Source organism: Streptomyces sp. NPDC005402, from assembly GCF_040606575.1.
Classification (GTDB): Bacteria; Actinomycetota; Actinomycetes; order Streptomycetales; family Streptomycetaceae; genus Streptomyces.
Genome location: NZ_JBEXFB010000017.1, coordinates 1 through 20977, shown reverse-complemented (window position 1 = coordinate 20977; position 20977 = coordinate 1). Strand labels below are relative to the sequence as shown.

The window sequence follows — 20977 nt, the reverse complement described above, 5'->3', positions numbered from 1 at the left end:
CAGGTAGGCCGGAAGTTGCTGCTCCGATAGTCTGACCGGCGATCACTGACCACGCTACGGGGAGGCACACGGCGATGGCGGACTTCCAGATCGATGTCGATCGGATGAAGACCCTGATCAACAGGTTGGACCAGGTGGACGACCGTATGCGCGGCGCCCAGGAGCGGCTGAACAAGGTCGGTCCCAAGGGTCTGGGCACGGACGGTCTCGACAACGCATGCGACGGCTTCCAGGACGACTGGGGCGACGGCATCAAGCGGATCGCCGACGGCGCCAAGCAGCTGCACGAGGGACTGCAGAAGACGCTCGAGGCGTACCAGTCGACCGACCAGGATTTGCAGAAGGGCTTCAGTCAGAAGTAGCCCGCACCACCGCTCCGACAACTCGCACACGCACACGCATACGCACGCAACGGGGAGAAGACGATGGGAATGTTCGACGACCCCAACTGGCCGGGACTGACATTCAATCCGGCCAAGGGCGACCTGCACACGATCGAGTCACTGGCGTACGACGTGAAGACGGTCGGCGACGAGCTCGACGAGATGCGCGAGATGCTGGTGGGCATCGGCAGGACGGACGGGATCTGGGACGGCGAGGCCGCGAAGAAGTTCCAGGAGAAGGTCGGCGAACTGCCCAAGTACCTCCAGCAGGGCCACGAGTCGATGAACGCCTGCTCCAGGGCGCTCAAGGGCTGGCACGACGAACTCGAGACCATGCAGCGCCAGGCCAAGAACCTCGAGGAGCGCGCGGTCGAGGCCCGTAAGCGGCTCGACCAGAAGAACGCCGACGTCGACAAGGTCAACGTCAAGATCGAGGGCGCCCAGTTCCAGCAGCTCACCGAGCAGCAGGCCAAGGCCCTCTCGGAGGAGGCCGACTCCGCCTCGCGAGCCGCCCAGGACGCCGCCACCGACCTCAAGCTCCTCATCGAGAACGGCGAGGCGCTGCGCAAGTACTGGGAAGAACAGGCCGGAAAGGCCGAGAAGGCCATCCGTGAGGCCGCGAACAACCGGCCGCCGGACATCAGCATCTGGGACAAGATCACGGACGGTCTGAAGGGCGCCTGGGACGGCTTCAAGAACTTCCTGATCGACAACGCGGACCTGTTCTCCACGATCTCCGCCGCGCTCGCCGCCGCCGCCATCGTCGTCAACGTCATTCCGGTCGGCGGTCAGGTCGCCTCGGCCATCCTGGGCGCGGGTTCGGTGGCGTTCGCCGGCGCGGCGATGGCCGGACACTGGATGGGCGGCGCCCCGATGTGGAAGGTCGGCCTCGACGCGCTCGGTGTGATCCCCGGTGTCGGTGGCGCGGGCAAGGCACTGTTCTCCGGAGGCAAGGCGCTGTTCACCGGTGCACGGGAAGCCGGGGCGATCGCCTCGGGGGCCAGGACCATGATGAACCAGATCAAGAACCCCATGAGCACGAAGGTCATCAACTGGGGCCTCGGCAAGTTCGGCAAGGCCGTCGACCCGTCGCTCATCACCGGCGGCGTCAAGGGCTTCTCCACCGGTTTCGGCCTCGGCCACCTGCTCTCCGGCGGGGACGACGGCGGCAGCAGCCAGCCCGCGGTCTCGACCCAGCCGGCCCCGGCCACCGGCCAGCCCCGGCCCACCCCCCAGGTCACGACGATGCCGTGGCCCGCTTCGGGTGACAAGTTCCACCAGACCCTGGCGGCCTGAGCATCATGACCGAACTCACCACCGCCGCCCCGGCCACGGAGGCGGAGAAGCCAGGGCTCCACGTGGGCTGGGTGGTCCCGCCGTTCTTCCACGAACTGCCCCTGGGGACGGACGACGTCGACGAGGCGGGCGAGCAGCTCTACGCGACGGTCCAGGAGGTCCTGCCGGGCGGCACGGACCAGGACCGGTTCCGCATGTTCGTCACCTACGCCGGCATCCTCGACGACCTGCGGGACGCCGGAGCGGTGTACGCGGGCTTCTGCAACCTGGACTTCGACGGCCGCCCCAGCACCGCGACCGTCGCCGTCTACCGCATGCCGCTGCACGACATCACCGCCGAGGACGTGCTCTCGGAGGCCCTCACCGGCCTCCAGCGCGCCTACCCCGACGACGACGTCCGGATCAGCACGCTGCCGTCCGGCAAGGGGGACGCCCGGGCCGTCGTACGGATCGGCCAGGCCCCCTTCACCCTCGCCGCCGAGGCCTCTCCCACCGGGGAGCCCCTGGAGGTGCCGCGCGGCCAGATCCAGGTCTACATCCCGCTGCCTAACAACGCGGACCTGCTGGCGTTCGAGCTGTCCACGCCCTGCATGGAGGACTGGGACTTCTACTCGGAGCTCTTCGCGACGATCGTCAGGACGCTGGACTGGGCGACGGAGGAGCAGGCCGAGATGGAGGCCGCCCTCTCCCGGGCCCAGCCGGTCCCGGACGTGATGCCCGAACCGGCCATGGTCCAGGAGCTCTACTCCTTCTCCAGTCGGGTCCTGGACGGCCTCGGCGTGCGCGGCAGAATGGACGAAGGCAACGCGGTCTCCTCGGTGGCCTGCGCCGACTGCTGGTCCAAGGGCCTGGCGTCGGTGTGCACGGCCCGCCATCTCTGGCAGATCGACGGTGTACCTGACGAGCAACTCGCCGCCGCCGTGGATCGGTTGGACGCGGCCTTCCAGAGCCAGGGCTGGCTCAAGCTCGCGGGGACACCGGGGGAGAGCGTGTCCCTGGCCGCGGACAGCGGCTCGGGCCACCGCGTCAGCGTCACACTGATGCACGGCCGGGAGCGGCTCGTCGTCGAGGTCGTCGCCCCCTGCACCCGCACGGTGCGCGGGCCGGGCGACTCGGTGTTCGGATGACGGAGGAGACCACGGCATGAACGACGACACCGGTGGACTTCTGCCGATCGGCGCGCAGGCGCTCTCCTCGGACCCTCGACTCGCCGCCGCCGTACGGGACTTCGGCAGCACCTACGGCTATGACTACTTCGACGACGATACGGTCGGGCGGACCCTCGCCGAACACGAGTCGTCCCTGCGCCGGGTCGCGCGCGGAAGGCTGGTGTGGGCCGGCTCCCTGGCCACCGCCGTCGGAATCATCTGGCTGGTGTGGGCCGCCTCCGGCAAGCCGGCGAACATGGCCGTCGCGGTCGCGCCCCCGGCCGCCGTACTGCTCCTGGCACTCGCCGCCTTCGTTCAGGTAAACCTTCAGGGCAGGCGCAAGCTCCGGCACCCTTTCCTGGAGGGGTACCGCCACGTTCTCGCGGCGGCGCTGGCGCACGGTGCGCCCGTGACGTACGTGCCCGCCTGGCTGACCGGCCGGGGCGGTGGGCAACTCGACGTGGCCCCGCTGCCGTCGTACGCCGCGCCGACCGGGGGCCCGGCCCGGGGAGCCGTTCCCATGGCGCCGCCGCCCAAGCCCGCGGAGGTCGAGGAGTACGAGCGGATCGCCGAGCAGGGCGGCTGGCACGACGAGGCGGGCTGGATCCTCGTCATCGCGGGGGCCGTCGGTGTGGGCTACGCCGCGGTCAAGAATCTGCCCGCGGCGTACGCGGCCGTCCTGCTCATCGGCCTCGGCATCTGGACGTGGGTGGCCGGACACCGCCTCGGCAGACGCCAGAGGGAACTGTCCCGAGAAGCCCGCGTCTACCTCGACGAGTTGACCAGGGCCCAGGCCGCCGGAGCGCCCGTGCACGAGCTCTCGCCACCCCTGCGCAAGCTCCTGGACTCACGGCTCTGACCGACGGCACACATACGGCGGTGGCGGCCCCCTCTCCGGGCGCCGCCACCGCCGTACGCACGACTTCTCACCCCCTCAACCCACCCGCGCCCCCGCCGCCCTGGCCCGCTCCCGCGCTTCGGCGCTGACGCCGCGTCTGCGGGCCGACGTACGGTCGTCCACGGCCGTGCGCTGCGCGACCCCGAACAGTCGCCGCGGGCCCGGTACGGCGACGACGCCGAGGAAGCGGGGGTCGCCGGCGAACCAGACCTCGCCCACCTCCCCGGACCTGACCGTCCGGACCCAGAAGGTGTATCCGCTGCCCAGGAAGCTGCCGTAGCCCAGGGAGACGGTCTTGTCGGGGCGTTCCGGGTCCGTGAAGGAGAACCGGGTGGTGCCGTTCTTCGCGAGCGAGGCGGCTCCCGGGGCCGACTGCCAGGGGTAGACCTTCAGGATCCGGCGCAGCGAACGGATGCCCAGGATCCTCGCCGTGCTGAGCATGGCCAGGTAGATGAGGACGAACAGGGCCGGGAAGAGGACCCACAGCGTCCACACCGGGGTCAGGAGCACCGCGTACAGCCAGGCCACGAAGGACCCGAGCGAGAGCACGAAGGCGCTGAGCCGGAACGCGGCCGTGCGGCGCCAGGCCCGTCGGGTGGCCGGGTCCTCGTACGCCGTCTTCGTCAGGGGGACGTCCACGGCGTTTCACTCCATCGGGATCAGCCGAAGAAGGACGTAGTCCAGCTCGGCCTTCGCGTCCTCCAACGTCTTTCTGCAGTAGACCGTCACAGGCTCTCTCCCCGTTCGACACGTTTCTTCACCACACCAAAGAGGGGCGGACCGCAGACACGGCCCGCCCCTCTCACCCGAGCCAGAACTCAGCTCTCCGGCAGGTATCCCGTCTGGACGAGCTGGCCGCTCGACCGGCGCGAGATGAACTGGCCACGGCCCTGCGGCTGCGGAGTGGCCTTGATGTTGTTGAACACCGGGCCCTCCGACGGGTCGCCGGACAGCACGATGCCCTGCGCGCCGAGCTCCTTGATCCGGGTGAGGACCGGCTCGAAGGACGAGCGCGAGGCACCGGAGGTGGAGCGGGCCAGGATGATGCGCAGACCCAGGTCACGCGCGAACGGCAGGTACTCCAGGAGCACCGACATCGGGTTGCCCATCGACGTGGCGACGAGGTCGTAGTCGTCGATGAAGATGAACGCGTCGGGCTCGTTGTACCAGGACCGGTTGCGCAGCTGGTCCGGCGTCACGTCCGGGCCCGGCATACGGCGGCTCATCGAGCCGGCCAGCGACTCCATGACCTCCTGGAGCTGCGGACCCGAGGCGCAGTACTTGTACATGTGGCTCTCGGGCACCTGGCCGAGCAGCGCGCGCCGGAAGTCGGAGACCACGAACAGCGCCTTGTTGGGGGCGTACCGCTCGGAGATCTGCTTGGCCATGAACCGCAGCAGCGAGGACTTGCCGGACTCGCTCTCGCCGTAGATGACGAACAGCGGGTCGGTCTCGAAGTCCACGAAGACCGGCGAGAGGGTGAGCTCGTCGACGCCGACCGCGATACCGCGGCTGCCGAAGTCGCCGCCGCCGGGCAGCTCGGACGCGTGCAGCATCGTCGGCAGCATCCGCACCTTCGGGGCCGGCGGGCCCTGCCAGGCGTTGTTGACGCTCTGCACGAGGTTCGCCATGCCGTCGGCGAGGTCCTCCACCTGCGTCGACCCGTCGATCCGGGGCGTCGCGGCGAGGTAGTCCAGCTTCTCCGGGGACAGACCGCGGCCAGGCTTGCCCATCGGCACGTTCTCGGCGCGCTTGCGGTCGAACTCCGACTCCATCGCGTCACCGAGGCGCAGTTCGAGCCGGCTGAGGATCTGGTCGCGCAGCGCCGGCCGCATCTCCGTGTAGCGGGTCGCGGTGATGACCAGGTGGATGCCGAAGCCGAGACCACGCTGAGCGATGTCCGCGATGACCGGGTCGAGCATCTCGTAGTCGTTCTTGAACGTCGCCCAGCCATCGATGACCAGGAAGACGTCGCCCCACTGCTGGTCGGGGTAGTGCCCCTGGGCCCGGCGGGAGCGGAAGGTGTTCATGGAGTCGATGCTCTTGGAGCGGAAGAACTCCTCACGGGCATTGAGGATGCCGTGCACCTCCGCGACCGTACGACGCACCTTCTCCTGGTCCAGACGGGAGGCCACGCCGCCCACATGGGCCAGGTTCTCCAGGGCGAGCATGCCGCCGCCGCCGAAGTCGAGGGCGTAGAACTGCACTTCGGCCGGGGTGTGCGTGAGGGAGAACGACGTGATCATCGTGCGCACGAGCGTCGACTTGCCGGACTGCGGGCCGCCCACGATCAGCGCGTGACCGGCGGAGCCCGACAGGTCCGCGTACATCACGTCACGGCGCTGCTCGAACGGCTTGTCGACCAGGCCGACCGGGACGATCAGCTTGCTCTGGGCGTGGTAGCCCTCGGCGTGCAGACCGCGCTCCGCGCTGATGTTGAGCGCCGGCAGCACCCCGTCGAGGCTGAACGGCTCGTCCAGCGGCGGCAGCCACACCTGGTGGGCGGGCGGACCCTGCCCGTCCAGGCGGCTGACGATGACGTCGAGGACGGTGTCGGCGAGCGCGTCGTCGATCTGGTTGATGCGCGTCTCCGGCTCCGGCTCGGCGAGGATGCGCACCGGCACCGGCGCCGCGGTGAACAGCACGGGGGAGCGGTCGATCCGGCCGCCGCCCTGCGCCATCGGCCCGTTCGGCCGGTAGGTGCCCGACACGTACGCGGCCTTGAACTGCACCATCGTCTCGGTGTCGTACTTGAGGATGCCCGCGCCGGGGACGTTCGGCAGGTGGTAGGCGTCGGGCACACCGATCGCCGTACGGGACTCGGCCGCCGAGAAGGTGCGCAGACCGATGCGGTACGACAGGAAGGTGTCGAGGCCGCGCAGCTTGCCCTCTTCGAGTCGCTGCGAGGCGAGCAGCATGTGCACACCCAGCGAACGGCCGATACGGCCGATCTGGATGAACATCTCGATGAAGTCCGGCTTGGCGGCGAGGAGTTCGCTGAACTCGTCGATGATCAGGACGAGCGAGGGCAGCGGGTCGAGCGCGGCACCGGCGGCACGGGCCTTCTCGTAGTCGGTGATGTTCTGGTAGTTGCCCGCCTGCCGCAGCAGTTCCTGACGGCGGTTCAGCTCACCGGTGATGGAGTCGCGCATGCGGTCCACGAGCGTGAGCTCGTCGGCCAGGTTGGTGATGACCGCCGAGACGTGCGGCATGTTGCCCATGCCGGTGAAGGTGGCACCACCCTTGAAGTCCGCCAGGACGAAGTTGAGCGTCTCGGAGGAGTGCGTGACCGCGAGTCCGAGGACCAGCGTGCGCAGCAGCTCCGACTTGCCGGAACCGGTGGCGCCGACGCACAGGCCGTGCGGGCCCATGCCCTCCTGCGAGGCCTCCTTGAGGTCCAGCATGACCGGCTCGCCGCTCTCGCCGAGACCGATCGGCACCCGCAGCCGCTCGTGCAGTGTGCGCGGCCGCCAGGTGCGCGAGACGTCCACGCTCGCCGCGTCACCGATCTGCATGAGATCGGTGAAGTCCAGGTTGGCGAGCAGCGGTTCGTCCGCGTCGGCGGCACCGAGCCGCAGCGGCGCGAGCTGACGGGACAGCGACTCGGCCTGCGCCTGCGACAGCACGTCGGGGACACCGGTGAAGACACCCGTGCCCGCCTCCAGCTCCATCGCCTCGGGCCACACCCGTACCGACAGCGAGCCGCGCTCCTCGCCGAGGTCACCGGGCACCACCTCGAGGATGGTCACGCCCTGCAGGCCCTCAGCCGAGGCGAGGACCGAGTCCGCGGGCACCCCGCCGCCGTCCAGGACGACGACCAGGTGCGGCTGGTCGAGCACCGGCGAGCCGTCCCGGCTCCAGCGCGGGCGGCCCTCCAGCTGGTGGGCGATCATCTCCTCCAGCTCGCCGAGGTCGAAGCAGAGCAGACGCCGGGTACCGGCGCCGTCGGACTCCTTGTGCTGCATGTGCGGCAGCCACTTGGTCCACTCCCAGTCCACCGCCGCGCCCGGCGAGGCCACGACCGCGATCACCATGTCCTCGGGCGAGTGCAGCGAGGCCAGTTGGCCGACGACCGACCGGGTCTGGCCGTAGACCGTCTCGGCGTCGCCGGAGATCGTCACGTGGTAGAAGGAGCGCAGCCCGATCGCCAGCGGGAGTTCACCGAGCGTGCCGTAGCTCGCGATGAACTGCTGCATCGCGTGGGCGGTCAGCGGCTCCAGCTCGTCCACCGGCGCGGTGTCGGGCGCGACCAGCGGCGTCGCCAGCTGTTGCGGGCCGAGGCCGATGCGCACCTGCGCGAAGTCCGGGTCCGTGGAACGGCGTTCCCACAGCCGAGAGCCCTCGGCGACCAGCGCCCACAACTGCTCCGGCGCCGGGTGCAGGTAGTACTGGGCGTCCCGCTGCTTGTGCACCGTGCGCCGCACCTCACGCCGCTTCTGCGCCAGGTACTTGAGGTAGTCGCGCCGGGCCTCGGCCATCTGACCGGACGGCCCCTTGCGGGCCCGCACGATCTGGGCGACCAGCATGGCGACCGTGGACGCCATCATCATCATGCCCATGATCTTCATGAAGCCCTGGGCACCCGGCATGAAGAAGAACGCCGCCGACGAACCCATGCCCAGCATGGGCAGCAGGTTCATCAGCAGACTGTCGTCCTCGGTACGAGGGAGTTCGGGAGGGGACTCGAGCTTGACCTCCTCACTCGGCACCTCCGGCGGGTAAACCCGCGGCGGGCGCTTGACGATGACAACGCTCACCGATCCACCAGTCCTTCACGCAATAGCAATGTCGAACCGCCCCCGTCGTGACGGCCCCCGTACGTCTCTCGACTCATGGGGCTCAGCCCACTCATGAGTCGGGCGTTGATCCTACTGTTCTGCGGGGCCGTTGAGCCGGGAGGGGATGAGGAGATGCCGCAAGAGGACGGTAGGGTGACGCTCCAAACGAAGCGCGGAGCGGGAATCGCCCTGGCAAACCGCGACGAATCACCGAGTACTGGACTAGGGGGAACCGTCAGGTGAGTACGGTTTCAGCAACCGGATTCTGCCGGGTCACGGTGGCGGCACCGAACAGCCGGATCGATGTGGCACTCCCCGAGGACGTGCCGCTCTCTGACGTATACCCGGAGATCCTGCGGCTGTCGGGACAGACTCCCGAAGAGGCCGCGCCCACCGGGTACAACCTCGTACGCAGGGACGGCTCCGTCCTCGACGACGGGCGCTCGCTCTCCGAACAGCAGATACGCGATGGCGAATTGCTGCTCCTGCGGCCCTTCTCGGACTCGCTGCCGCCCGCCGTCTTCGACGATGTCGTCGACGCCGTGGCCGCCGCCGTCGAGGCCGACCGGCGCAGTTGGAACGACGGCATGATGCGCGTCGTCGGCCTGACCGCCGGCGCACTGCTGCTGACCATGATGGCGCTGGCGCTGTGGTTCTCGGAGCCGCTGCGCCACGACATGCACGGCCTGCCCGGCGTCATCGCCGGCGTCACCGGCATCATCCTCGTCGCGCTCGCCTCCGTACGCGCACGGGTCTACGACGACCACCACGCGGCCGTGGCCCTCGGACTCGCCTCGCTGCCGCACCTGATGGTCGGCGGCTCCGGCGTCATGAGCCTCGACGCGGGCGAAGGCCCCGGACGGCTCAACCTCCTCGTCGGCTTCGCCGTCGTCCTCGTCGCCGCGGTGCTGCTCGTCCTGATGCTGCCGCAGAACGACGCGCCCTTCATCGCCGCCGCGTTCGGCTCCGGCGTCGGCGTCCTCGCCACCTTCGCCGCGATCGTCTCCGAGGCCGAGCCGCGTGAGACCGCCGCCGTCACCGCCGTCGTCATGGTCGCCGTCATCGGCTTCCTGCCCGGCTGGTCCGCCCGCTTCTCCCGGCTGCCCATCGGCTTCCGCTCGCCCGACCAGATCGCCAAGCGCGGCCGCGCCGAGGACCAGCAGGAGCAGGAGCCGGTCGACTACCGGCTCATCACCGACCAGGCCCGCCGCGGCCACGAACTGCTGCTCGGCCTCGTCGGCGGCTGCGCGGTCACCGGCGTCGCCTCCGCGGGCGTGGTGCTCGGCTTCTCCAGCAGCGGCTGGGCCCAGCTGCTGTCCCTGGCGGCCGGCCTCGCCATGCTGATGCGGGCCCGTCTCTTCCTGTACACGTCCCAGGTCGTGACCCTGATGATCTCGGGCATCATCACCGTCAGCCTGCTGGTCCTCGGCCTCGCCCTGAACCCGCCGGCCGACATCATCAAGGACCTCGTCTACGACCACAACAGCGCCCCGCTGGACATCCGCACCGTCTGGCTGTCGGCCGCGGTGGCCCTGGGTGCCACGCTCCTCGTGGCCGTCGCCCTGATCGTGCCGCGCAAGGGCGTCACCCCGTTCTGGGGCCGGATGCTCGACCTGAGCGAGGGCGCGGTGCTGCTCTCCCTCGTCCCGCTCTGCCTCGCGGTCCTCGACCTGTACGCGGCGGCCCGCGGCATGACCAGCTGACGACCCGGGCACCTCGCGGCGGCCGTCACCCACTCGGGTGGCGGCCGCCGTGTCATGTGTACGACGCGGGCGTGGGCCGGGGCACTGTCGCCGGGCTGATACCCTGGCTGACGGCCGTTTGTGTACGCACCCCCGGAGCTGATCGCTCTGGAGGCCGCGCCCAGCGGATCCCCGCCTCCCGAGTAACGGAAGCACCCCTGAGAAGTGGACCAGGGGCACTCGGTGGCTACCCAAGAGACTACGAGGAGTACGCGTGTCGCTCGACGCCGCTACGAAGAAGCAGATCATGACCGAGTTCGGCCAGAAGGAGGGCGACACCGGCTCCCCCGAGGTCCAGGTCGCGATGCTCTCGCGCCGTATCTCGGACCTGACCGAGCACCTCAAGACCCACAAGCACGACCACCACTCCCGTCGTGGTCTGCTGATCCTGGTCGGTCAGCGCCGTCGCCTTCTCCAGTACCTGGCGAAGAAGGACATCCAGCGCTTCCGTGCGCTGGTCGACCGCCTCGGCATCCGCCGCGGTGCGGCGGGCGCCAAGTAGGACGCCGTGAGGGGAGCGGTTCCCGAAACGATCGGGGACCGCTCCCTTTGCCGTACGTGCTCACCGCGCGTGCGGAAACGTGCGCGGTGTCACACCCACTTTGTAGTGTGGTAGCACAACGCAGTACCACGAGGAGAAGTGCACCTCGCCGCCGCCGGTCCTCGGTAGTGGCCCCCGGGCCTTGCGAACCCGGGTGCTTCGATCGAAGACCGGCCCGCACCAGATGGAGCGCTTCTCCGCGCACGTCCCCCCGCCACACGGGCGGATCGGGACAAAAGACGATACGCAGACGAAAAGTAACGGAGAGCACCTAGTGGAGAACGAGACCCACTACGCCGAGGCCGTCATCGACAACGGCTCCTTCGGCACCCGCACCATCCGCTTCGAGACGGGCCGCCTCGCCAAGCAGGCCGCCGGCTCCGCCGTGGCGTACCTGGACGACGACACCATGGTGCTGTCGGCCACCACCGCCTCCAAGAACCCCAAGGACCAGCTCGACTTCTTCCCCCTGACGGTGGACGTCGAGGAGCGGATGTACGCCGCCGGCAAGATCCCCGGCAGCTTCTTCCGCCGTGAGGGCCGCCCCTCCGAGGACGCCATCCTCACCTGCCGCCTGATCGACCGCCCGCTGCGCCCCTCCTTCAAGAAGGGCCTGCGCAACGAGATCCAGGTCGTCGCCACGATCATGGCCCTCAACCCCGACCACCTGTACGACGTCGTGGCGATCAACGCCGCCTCCGCGTCCACCCAGCTGGCCGGTCTGCCCTTCTCCGGCCCGATCGGCGGCGTCCGCGTCGCGCTGATCAACGGCCAGTGGGTGGCCTTCCCGACGCACACCGAGCTCGAGGACGCCGTCTTCGACATGGTCGTCGCGGGTCGTGTCCTGGACGACGGCGACGTCGCGATCATGATGGTCGAGGCCGAGGCCACCGAGAAGACCATCCAGCTGGTCCAGGGCGGCGCCGAGGCCCCCACCGAGGAGGTCGTCGCCTCCGGTCTGGACGCCGCGAAGCCCTTCATCAAGGTCCTCTGCAAGGCCCAGGCCGACCTCGCGTCGAAGGCCGCCAAGCCCACCGGCGAGTTCCCGGTCTTCCTCGACTACCAGGACGACGTCCTGGAGGCGCTCGCCGCCGCCGTCAAGCCGGAGCTCGCCTCCGCGCTGACGATCGCCGGCAAGCAGGAGCGCGAGGCCGAGCTGGACCGCGTCAAGGGCCTTGCCGCCGAAAAGCTCCTGCCGGAGTTCGAGGGCCGCGAGAAGGAGATCTCCGCCGCGTACCGCTCGCTCACCAAGCAGCTGGTCCGTGAGCGCGTCATCAAGGAGAAGACGCGCATCGACGGCCGTGGGGTGACGGACATCCGTACCCTCGCCGCCGAGGTCGAGGCCATCCCGCGCGTGCACGGCTCGGCGCTGTTCGAGCGTGGCGAGACCCAGATCCTGGGCGTCACCACCCTCAACATGCTCCGTATGGAGCAGCAGCTGGACACCCTCTCCCCGGTGACCCGCAAGCGCTACATGCACAACTACAACTTCCCGCCGTACTCCGTCGGCGAGACCGGCCGCGTGGGCTCGCCCAAGCGCCGCGAGATCGGCCACGGCGCCCTCGCCGAGCGCGCCATCGTCCCGGTCCTGCCGACGCGCGAGGAGTTCCCCTACGCGATCCGCCAGGTGTCCGAGGCCCTCGGCTCCAACGGCTCGACGTCCATGGGCTCGGTCTGCGCCTCCACCATGTCGCTGCTGAACGCCGGTGTGCCCCTCAAGGCCCCCGTCGCCGGTATCGCCATGGGCCTGATCTCCCAGGAGATCAACGGCGAGACGCACTACGTCGCCCTCACCGACATCCTCGGTGCGGAGGACGCCTTCGGCGACATGGACTTCAAGGTCGCCGGCACCAAGGAGTTCGTCACCGCCCTCCAGCTCGACACCAAGCTGGACGGCATCCCCGCCTCCGTCCTGGCCGCCGCCCTCAAGCAGGCCCGTGACGCCCGCCTCCACATCCTCGACGTGATGATGGAAGCGATCGACACGCCGGACGAGATGTCCCCGAACGCCCCGCGGATCATCACCGTCAAGATCCCCGTGGACAAGATCGGCGAGGTCATCGGCCCGAAGGGCAAGATGATCAACCAGATCCAGGAGGACACCGGCGCCGAGATCACGATCGAGGACGACGGCACCATCTACATCGGTGCCCAGGTCGGCTCGCAGGCCGAGGCCGCCCGCGCCACGATCAACCAGATCGCCAACCCGACCATGCCGGAGGTCGGCGAGCGCTACCTGGGTACGGTCGTCAAGACCACGACCTTCGGTGCGTTCGTGTCGCTGCTCCCCGGCAAGGACGGCCTGCTGCACATCTCGCAGATCCGCAAGCTGGCCGGCGGCAAGCGCGTGGAGAACGTCGAGGACGTGCTCGGTGTGGGCGCCAAGGTCCAGGTCGAGATCGCCGAGATCGACTCCCGCGGCAAGCTCTCCCTGATCCCCGTGATCGAGGGCGAGGAAGGCTCCTCCGACGAGAAGAAGGACGACGCCGACCAGTGACGTCCCGTAGCTCCAAGGCGACGGCCCGCACCTCTTCGGAGGCGCGGGCCGTCGCCCGTACCCAAACCCTGATCAAGGGCGAGAACGGCATCGGCACCGTCCGCAAGACCACCCTCCCCGGTGGCCTGCGCATCGTCACCGAGACCCTCCCCTCGGTCCGCTCCGCGACCTTCGGCATCTGGGCGCACGTCGGCTCCCGCGACGAGACCCCGTCTCTGAACGGCGCCACGCACTACCTGGAGCACCTTCTCTTCAAGGGCACCCGGAAGAGGAGCGCGCTGGACATCTCCTCCGCCATCGACGCGGTCGGCGGCGAGATGAACGCGTTCACGGCGAAGGAGTACACGTGCTACTACGCGCGCGTGCTCGACGCCGACCTGCCGCTCGCCATCGACGTCGTCTGCGACATGCTCACGGGCTCCCTCATCCGCGAGGAGGACGTCAACGTCGAGCGCGGCGCGATCCTCGAAGAGATCGCGATGACCGAGGACGACCCGGGCGACTGCGTGCACGACCTGTTCGCGCACACCATGTTCGGCGACAACCCCCTCGGCCGCCCCGTCCTCGGCACGGTCGACACCGTCAACGCCCTGACCGCCGACCGCATCCGCCGCTTCTACAAGAAGCACTACGACCCGACGCATCTCGTGGTCGCGGCCGCGGGCAACGTCGACCACGACAAGGTCGTACGACAGGTCCGCGCCGCCTTCGAGAAGGCCGGCGCCCTCCAGAGCTCCGACGCCATGCCCATCGCCCCGCGCGACGGCCGGCGCACCCTGCGCACCGCGGGCCGCGTAGAGCTGATCGGCCGCAAGACCGAACAGGCCCACGTCGTTCTCGGCATGCCCGGCCTCGCCCGCACGGACGACCGCCGCTGGGCCCTCGGCGTGCTCAACACCGCGCTCGGCGGCGGCATGTCGTCCCGCCTCTTCCAGGAGGTCAGGGAGAAGCGCGGACTCGCGTACAGCGTCTACTCGTACACCTCCGGCTTCGCCGACTGCGGCCTGTTCGGCGTGTACGCCGGCTGCCGGCCCTCGCAGGTCCACGACGTGCTGAAGATCTGCCGCGACGAACTCGACCAGGTCGCCGAACACGGCCTCCCGGACGAAGAGATCGGCCGCGCCATCGGCCAGTTGAGGGGCTCCACGGTCCTGGGCCTGGAGGACACCGGCGCGCTGATGAACCGCATCGGCAAGAGCGAGCTGTGCTGGGGCGAGCAGATGTCCGTCGACGACATGCTGACCAGCATCGCGTCGGTCACCCCGGACGACGTCCGCGCGGTCGCCCGCGAGATCCTGGGACAGCGCCCGTCGCTGTCGGTCATCGGCCCGCTGAAGGACAAGCAGGCGGCCCGACTGCACGAAGCGGTCGCGTAAGCCCTCCCCATAAGGAAGCAAGAAGATGAGCAAGCTGCGCGTGGCGGTCCTCGGAGCCAGGGGCCGGATCGGCGCCGAGGCGGTCAAAGCCGTCGAAGCCGCCGAGGACATGGAGCTGGTGGCTGCCCTCGGCCGGGGCGACAAGCTGGAGACCCTCGCCGAGACGGGAGCCCAGGTCGCCGTCGAACTGACCACGCCGGCTTCGGTGATGGACAACCTCGAGTACTGCGTCGGCCACGGCATCCACGCCGTCGTCGGTACGACAGGCTGGACCGACGAGCGCCTCGCGCAGCTGAACGGCTGGCTCGCCGAGTCCCCGGAGACGGGCGTGCTGATCGCTCCCAACTTCTCCATCGGGGCCGTCCTCACCATGAAGTTCGCGCAGATCGCCGCGCCCTACTTCGAGTCCGTCGAGGTCGTCGAGCTGCACCACCCGAAGAAGGTCGACGCCCCGTCCGGCACCGCCACGCGCACGGCCCAGCTCATCGCCGAGGCCCGGCGCGCGGCGGGCACGGCCCCGGCCCCGGACGCCACGGAGACGGCCCTGGAGGGGGCACGCGGCGCGGACGTCGACGGCATCCCCGTGCACGCCGTCCGCCTGCGCGGTCTGCTCGCCCACCAGGAGGTCCTGCTCGGCGGCGAGGGCGAGACCCTGACGGTCCGCCACGACTCGCTGCACCACAGCAGCTTCATGCCGGGCATCCTGCTCGGCGCCCGCCGAGTGGTCACGACCCCGGGCCTGACCTTCGGCCTGGAGAACTTCCTGGACCTGGGCTGATGCGCGCCAAGCTGTCCTACGCCGTCACGGCCGCCGTCCTGGTCTTCTACTTCGTCCTGGTCGGCAGCCGGGGCGTCATGCTGATCCAGTCCGGCACGCTGATCACCGTCACGTTCGGCGTCGCGGTACTGATCCTGCCGGTGATCGGCCTGTGGTTCCTGTGGAAGAACACCCAGTTCGTCCGCAAGGCCAACGCCCTCGCCGCCGAACTCGACGCCGAGGGCGGCCTGCCCGTCGACGAGCTGAAGCGCACGCCCGCCGGCCGGATCGACCGCGACTCGGCCGACGAGGTCTTCGGCAAGCGCAAGGCCGAGACGGAGGCGGCCCCGGACGACTGGCGCAGCTGGTTCCGGCTCGCCGTGGCCTACCACGACGCCCGCGACACCCCACGTGCCCGCAAGGCCATGCAGCGCGCGATAGCGCTGCACGACGGCAGGCCCGTCCAGCAGCTCTGAACCGCGGCACGTCGAAGGGGGCCGGTCCTGGTGTGGACCGGCCCCCTTCCTCGTGTGTCCCTGTCGGGGTCAGCCCCGCGCGTACTCCGCCGCCCAGGCCTCCACCGCGTCCGCGGCCCGGTCGAACGCCTGGCCGCGCGCGAGGAAGTCCGCGTTGTGCGTGGTCAGCAGCGGCTGGGGGTCACCCGCTCCCCGACCCTGCCGTACGAGAGTCAGGGCCTGACCTTGAACCGTGCGCGGCAGTCCGAGCCAGCGCACCGGCTGCTGTGCCGTCCGCACGGCGACGACCTGCTCCCAGGACACCGTACGAGTGAACAGGAAGCCCACCCGTCGCACCCCGCGGGCGCACACCCACACCCCCATGCGCAGCAGTCGCAGAGCGCCGACGATGACGAGCACCGCGAGGCCGAACACCACCGCGGCCTCGGTCGGCGAATCGGTCAGCGCGATGATCACCGCGGCGAACAACACATACGAGGCGAGCAGCAGAAGAACCGCCGCCACGCCCACCCGCCACGGGCCGGGCCGGTAGGGGCGCCGCCAGCGGTCACGGTTCTCGAACGGCAGAGCGACGTCGTCGTCCGTCGCCTCGAATGCGCGGTCGGCCGTCAGGAAGGGCAGGGGCACGGCGGGTCCTCACTCGATCCCATCGGTGGGCTGTGCCCGGTGAGGTTATCCGCCGGTGTCCTCGCTGACCACTTCAGGGGGACCGGATGAGTCAGCGCCCTTGGGAGGCCTGCGACTGCTGTGTCTGCGAGGGCGCCTGATCCTGCGACAGCGCCGGCATTCCGAGGACCAGGGACCCCACGAGTCCGGCGACGATGGTGAGCCCCGTCAGCCAGCGGCCGACCCTCTCACCGGCGGACGCCCGCTCACGGGGCGGAGGAGTGACATTGCTGCGGAACCTGTCGGCTTCGGCGACAAAGGCGAACGGAACGGGCTCGCGCCGACGCAACAGCATGGGGGTACTTCTCCCTTCGGGGATCGAACGAATCGCTGCTGTCTGTACAGACGAGCGGTTGCCGCAAAAGGTGCCCGGTTTCGCCGACTTAACTCGGTCACGACACTGAAAGTCCCGTTTGGCGGGCCGTAGAGTGGCGTCGCCACCGAACGAGCTGGGAAGGACCCCCCGAACCGTGACCCCCACCCCCGACGACGATTTCAAGATCGAGCTGCGCGACGATGTCACCGTCGAGCTGGTCAAGCACAGCGCGGCCGACTCCGACGTGTTGTTCGCCGCCAGGGTGTCGACCGTCGGAGAGCAGTCCCTGGACGAGCTGAACAAGGACCCGGAGCGCTCCAAGGGCCTGATCAACTACCTCATGCGGGACCGGCACGGCAGCCCGTTCGAACACAACTCCATGACCTTCTTCATCAGCGCCCCGATCCTCGTCTTCCGCGAGTTCATGCGGCACCGCGTGGGCTGGTCGTACAACGAGGAGTCCGGCCGCTACCGGGAGCTCCAGCCCGTCTTCTACGTCCCCGGCCCCGACCGCAAGCTCGTCCAGCAGGGCCGCCCGGGCAAGTACGTCTTCGTCGAGGGCACCCCGGAGCAGCACGCGTCCGTCGGAAACGCCATGGAGGAGTCGTACCGCCAGGCGTACCGGGCCTACCAGGAGATGCTCGCGCAGGGCGTGGCCCGCGAGGTCGCCCGTTCGGTCCTGCCCGTCGGCCTGTTCTCCTCGATGTACGCCACCTGCAACGCCCGCTCGCTCATGCACTTCCTCGGCCTGCGCACCCAGCACGAGCAGGCGAAGGTGCCGTCCTTCCCGCAGCGGGAGATCGAGATGGTCGGCGAGAAGATGGAGGCGGAGTGGGCGAAGCTCATGCCGCTCACCTATGCCGCCTTCAATGCGAACGGCCGTGTGGCGCCGTAACGGACGCCTGTTTACCGGCGGTGCACAGATGTGCGGGCCCACCGCGCGAAGTGTCCGTATTGCGGCATTTAGAGAAGTTCATCTAGCCTGATCAAACGGACCCGGCACTGCTTGAACCCCCGAGCAGGCAGTGCCGGGCTCCGCATTTGTCCTGACTTTTCCCGCCCCCCTAGGGCAGACCCCGCCTTGCGCAACGAGTAGCGTGTTACCCATGGCTCCGACCTCCACTCCGCAGACCCCCTTCGGGCGGGTCCTCACCGCCATGGTCACGCCGTTCACGGCGGACGGCGCACTCGACCTCGACGGCGCACAGCGGCTCGCCACCCACCTGGTGGACGCAGGCAACGACGGCCTGATCATCAACGGCACCACCGGCGAGTCCCCCACCACCAGTGACGCGGAGAAATCGGACCTCGTACGAGCGGTACTGGAGGCGGTCGGCGACCGCGCCCACGTCGTCGCCGGCGTCGGCACCAACGACACCCACCACAGCATCGAGCTCGCCCGAGCCGCCGAGAAGACCGGCGCGCACGGCCTGCTGATCGTGACGCCGTACTACAACAAGCCCCCGCAGGAGGGCCTGTACCGGCACTTCAAGGCCGTCGCCGATGCCGCCGAGCTGCCCGTCATGCTCTACGACATCCCCGGCCGCAGCGGAGTCCCGATCAGCTCCGAGACGCTGGTCCGGCTCGCCGAGCACCCGCGGATCGTCGCCAACAAGGACGCCAAGGGCGACCTCGGCCGCGCCAGCTGGGCCATCGCCCGCTCCGGCCTCGCCTGGTACTCCGGCGACGACATGCTGAACCTCCCGCTGCTCTCCGTGGGCGCGGTCGGCTTCGTCTCGGTCGTCGGCCATGTGGTCACCCCGGACCTGCGCGCCCTGGTCGAGGCGTTCATCTCGGGTGACGTACAGAAGGCCACCGAGATCCACCAGAAGCTGCTTCCCGTCTACACGGGCATGTTCCGCACCCAGGGCGTGATGACCACCAAGGCGGCGCTCACCCTCCAGGGCCTCCCCGCCGGGCCCCTGCGCGCCCCCATGGTGGAGCTCTCGCCGGAAGAGACCGAGCAGCTCAAGATCGATCTTGCCGCCGGCGGGGTACAGCTCTAGCACCAGACTTCGCGCGCCCGGCGCGCAACCGGACTCAACAACTGAATACGCGGGCCACCGGTGCCCGCACACACCACAACGACAACTGCTACACGCACGAACGTCACGCGCGCCACGTGCCCCACCGGTACGTGGCGTGCGTGGTGAGGAGAGTCTTTTGAGTCATCCGCATCCCGAACTGGCCCCGCCCCCGCCGCTTCCCGAAGGCGGCCTGCGGGTCACCCCACTCGGCGGTCTCGGCGAGATCGGCCGAAACATGACGGTCTTCGAGTACGGCGGCCGCCTGCTGATCGTCGACTGCGGCGTGCTCTTCCCGGAGGAGGAGCAGCCCGGAATCGACCTGATCCTGCCGGACTTCTCGTCCGTGAGGGACCGCCTCGACGACATCGAGGGCATCGTCCTCACGCATGGCCACGAGGACCACATCGGCGGTGTCCCCTTCCTTCTCCGCGAGAAGCCGGACATCCCGCTGATCGGCTCCAAGCTGACGCTCGCGCTCATCGAGGCGAAGCTCCAGGAGCACCGCATCCGCCCGTACACCCTCGAAGTGGTCGAGGGGCAGCGCGAACGCATCGGCCCCTTCGACTGCGAGTTCGTCGCGGTCAACCACTCCATCCCCGACGCCCTGGCCGTCGCCATCCGCACTCCCGCGGGCATGGTGGTGCACACGGGCGACTTCAAGATGGACCAGCTCCCGCTGGACGGCCGGCTCACCGACCTGCACGCGTTCGCGCGCCTGAGCGAGGAGGGCATTGACCTCCTCCTGGCGGACTCGACGAACGCCGAGGTCCCGGGCTTCGTTCCGCCCGAGAAAGAGATCTCGACCGTCCTGCGGCAGGTCTTCGGCAGTGCCCGCAAGCGGATCATCGTGGCGAGCTTCGCCAGCCACGTCCACCGCATCCAGCAGATCCTGGACGCGGCCCACGAGCACGGCCGCCGGGTCGCCTTCGTCGGCCGTTCGATGGTCCGCAACATGGGCATCGCACGTGACCTCGGCTACCTGAAGGTCCCTCCGGGCCTGGTGGTCGACGTCAAGACGCTCGACGACCTCCCGGACCACGAGGTGGTCCTGGTCTGCACGGGATCGCAGGGCGAACCGATGGCCGCCCTGTCCCGCATGGCCAACCGCGACCACCAGATCCGGATCGTCCAGGGCGACACCGTCATCCTCGCGTCCTCGCTCATCCCGGGGAACGAGAACGCGGTCTACCGCGTGATCAACGGCCTGACCCGCTGGGGCGCCAACGTCGTCCACAAGGGCAACGCCAAGGTGCACGTCTCGGGCCACGCGTCCGCGGGCGAGCTCCTGTACTTCTACAACATCTGCCGACCGAAGAACCTGATGCCGGTCCACGGCGAATGGCGCCACCTGCGCGCCAACGCCGAACTCGGCGCCCTGACCGGCGTCCCGCACGACCACATCGTCATCGCCGAGGACGGTGTGGTCGTCGACCTCGTCGAGGGCAAGGCGAAGATCACCGGCAAGGTCCAGGCGGGATACGTCTACGTCGACGGTCTCTCGGTCGGTGATGTCGGCGAGCCGGCTCTCAAGGACCGCAAGATCCTCGGCGACGAGGGCATCATCTCGGTCTTCCTGGTCGTCGACTCGTCCACCGGCAAGATCACGGGCGGCCCGCACATCCAGGCGCGTGGCTCCGGCATCGAGGACTCGGCGTTCAGCGACGTGATCCCGAGGATCACCGAGGTCCTGGAGCGCTCGGCCCAGGACGGCGTGGTCGAACCCCACCAGCTGCAACAGCTGGTGCGGCGGACCCTGGGCAAGTGGGTCTCCGACACGTATCGCCGCAGGCCGATGATCCTGCCTGTGGTGGTGGAGGTCTGACGGATCGTCGGACACGCGTCCGAGTGAACATGGAGCGGGGCGCCTCGATTTGCATCGGGGCGCCCCGCTCCAGTACGTTTACGGCTCCGCCCGAGGGGGAACCCGGCAGCTTCGTGCTCCGGGGTGAACCTCCAGGGGGCGGGAATTCCGACTCAGAACTTCTGATAAAGTCGGAACCGCCGGAAAGGGAAACGCGGAAGCGGGAACCTGGAAAGCACCGAGGAAATCGGAACCGGAAACGGTCTGATAGAGTC

At 69.2% G+C, this 20977-nt stretch carries 17 protein-coding genes; 13 read left to right on the top strand and 4 right to left on the bottom strand.

Annotated elements, in window-relative coordinates; translation table 11 throughout:
• Positions 1-74 precede the first annotated feature (74 nt).
• From ABZT02_RS29315 to ABZT02_RS29300, 4 genes are all read left to right on the top strand, one after another.
• Positions 75-362, top strand: a complete 288-nt coding sequence (locus tag ABZT02_RS29315) for a hypothetical protein (RefSeq protein WP_356022590.1) — start codon at positions 75-77, stop codon at positions 360-362.
• Positions 363-425: 63 nt separating this feature from the next.
• Complete coding sequence (locus ABZT02_RS29310; RefSeq protein ID WP_356022587.1) at positions 426-1679, top strand: putative T7SS-secreted protein; 1254 nt, start codon at positions 426-428, stop codon at positions 1677-1679.
• Between the two features lie 5 nt (positions 1680-1684).
• The gene (locus ABZT02_RS29305) at positions 1685-2806 is read left to right on the top strand and encodes a hypothetical protein (RefSeq protein WP_356022585.1); all 1122 of its coding nucleotides are present in this window, start codon (positions 1685-1687) and stop codon (positions 2804-2806) included.
• 16 nt (positions 2807-2822) lie between these two features.
• A complete protein-coding gene (locus ABZT02_RS29300; protein WP_356022583.1) occupies positions 2823-3686 on the top strand; it encodes a hypothetical protein in 864 nt (287 codons plus the stop codon).
• A gap of 75 nt (positions 3687-3761) precedes the next feature.
• On the opposite strand, the gene ABZT02_RS29295 is transcribed toward ABZT02_RS29300, so the two are convergent.
• Both ABZT02_RS29295 and eccCa read right to left on the bottom strand, forming a co-directional pair.
• A complete protein-coding gene (locus tag ABZT02_RS29295) occupies positions 3762-4364 on the bottom strand; it encodes a hypothetical protein (RefSeq protein WP_356022581.1) in 603 nt (200 codons plus the stop codon).
• A gap of 179 nt (positions 4365-4543) precedes the next feature.
• On the bottom strand, positions 4544-8482 hold the full coding sequence (gene eccCa, locus ABZT02_RS29290; RefSeq protein WP_356022578.1) for a type VII secretion protein EccCa: 3939 nt from the start codon (positions 8480-8482) through the stop codon (positions 4544-4546).
• A gap of 260 nt (positions 8483-8742) precedes the next feature.
• Here eccCa and eccD point away from each other — a divergent pair, with 260 nt between their 5' ends.
• The 6 genes from eccD (at position 8743) to ABZT02_RS29260 (ending at position 15892) form a co-directional block, all read left to right on the top strand.
• Entirely contained in the window at positions 8743-10206 is a 1464-nt protein-coding gene (gene eccD / locus ABZT02_RS29285) for a type VII secretion integral membrane protein EccD (RefSeq protein WP_356022576.1), read from the top strand.
• A 253-nt stretch (positions 10207-10459) separates the two neighbouring features.
• Positions 10460-10747, top strand: a complete 288-nt coding sequence (gene rpsO / locus ABZT02_RS29280) for a 30S ribosomal protein S15 (protein WP_007385095.1) — start codon at positions 10460-10462, stop codon at positions 10745-10747.
• Between the two features lie 313 nt (positions 10748-11060).
• Positions 11061-13283 (top strand): polyribonucleotide nucleotidyltransferase, encoded by a 2223-nt coding sequence (locus ABZT02_RS29275; RefSeq protein ID WP_356022572.1) that lies wholly within the window; start codon positions 11061-11063, stop codon positions 13281-13283.
• Positions 13280-14659, top strand: a complete 1380-nt coding sequence (locus ABZT02_RS29270; protein ID WP_356022570.1) for a pitrilysin family protein — start codon at positions 13280-13282, stop codon at positions 14657-14659. Before ABZT02_RS29275 ends, ABZT02_RS29270 begins: the two co-directional genes overlap by 4 nt.
• A 25-nt stretch (positions 14660-14684) precedes the next feature.
• Complete coding sequence (gene dapB, locus ABZT02_RS29265; RefSeq protein WP_356022567.1) at positions 14685-15437, top strand: 4-hydroxy-tetrahydrodipicolinate reductase; 753 nt, start codon at positions 14685-14687, stop codon at positions 15435-15437.
• Entirely contained in the window at positions 15437-15892 is a 456-nt protein-coding gene (locus tag ABZT02_RS29260) for a hypothetical protein (RefSeq protein WP_356022565.1), read from the top strand. Before dapB ends, ABZT02_RS29260 begins: the two co-directional genes overlap by 1 nt.
• A gap of 69 nt (positions 15893-15961) precedes the next feature.
• Here the strand turns inward: ABZT02_RS29260 and ABZT02_RS29255 are convergent, their stop codons facing one another.
• Both ABZT02_RS29255 and ABZT02_RS29250 read right to left on the bottom strand, forming a co-directional pair.
• Positions 15962-16519, bottom strand: coding sequence for a phage holin family protein (locus tag ABZT02_RS29255; protein WP_356022562.1), 558 nt, complete (start codon positions 16517-16519; stop codon positions 15962-15964).
• Positions 16520-16610: 91 nt separating this feature from the next.
• Entirely contained in the window at positions 16611-16850 is a 240-nt protein-coding gene (locus tag ABZT02_RS29250) for a hypothetical protein (RefSeq protein ID WP_356022963.1), read from the bottom strand.
• Positions 16851-17028: 178 nt separating this feature from the next.
• On the opposite strand from ABZT02_RS29250, the gene thyX reads away from it, so the two are divergent.
• The 3 genes from thyX to ABZT02_RS29235 all read left to right on the top strand — a co-directional run bounded on the left by thyX (position 17029) and on the right by ABZT02_RS29235 (position 20723).
• Positions 17029-17769: an FAD-dependent thymidylate synthase gene (gene thyX, locus ABZT02_RS29245; protein WP_356022560.1), complete on the top strand. Its 741-nt coding sequence runs from the start codon at positions 17029-17031 to the stop codon at positions 17767-17769.
• Positions 17770-17980: 211 nt separating this feature from the next.
• A complete protein-coding gene (gene dapA / locus ABZT02_RS29240; protein ID WP_356022558.1) occupies positions 17981-18880 on the top strand; it encodes a 4-hydroxy-tetrahydrodipicolinate synthase in 900 nt (299 codons plus the stop codon).
• 157 nt (positions 18881-19037) lie between these two features.
• Positions 19038-20723 (top strand): ribonuclease J, encoded by a 1686-nt coding sequence (locus ABZT02_RS29235; protein WP_356022555.1) that lies wholly within the window; start codon positions 19038-19040, stop codon positions 20721-20723.
• The last annotated feature ends 254 nt before the right edge of the window (positions 20724-20977 follow it).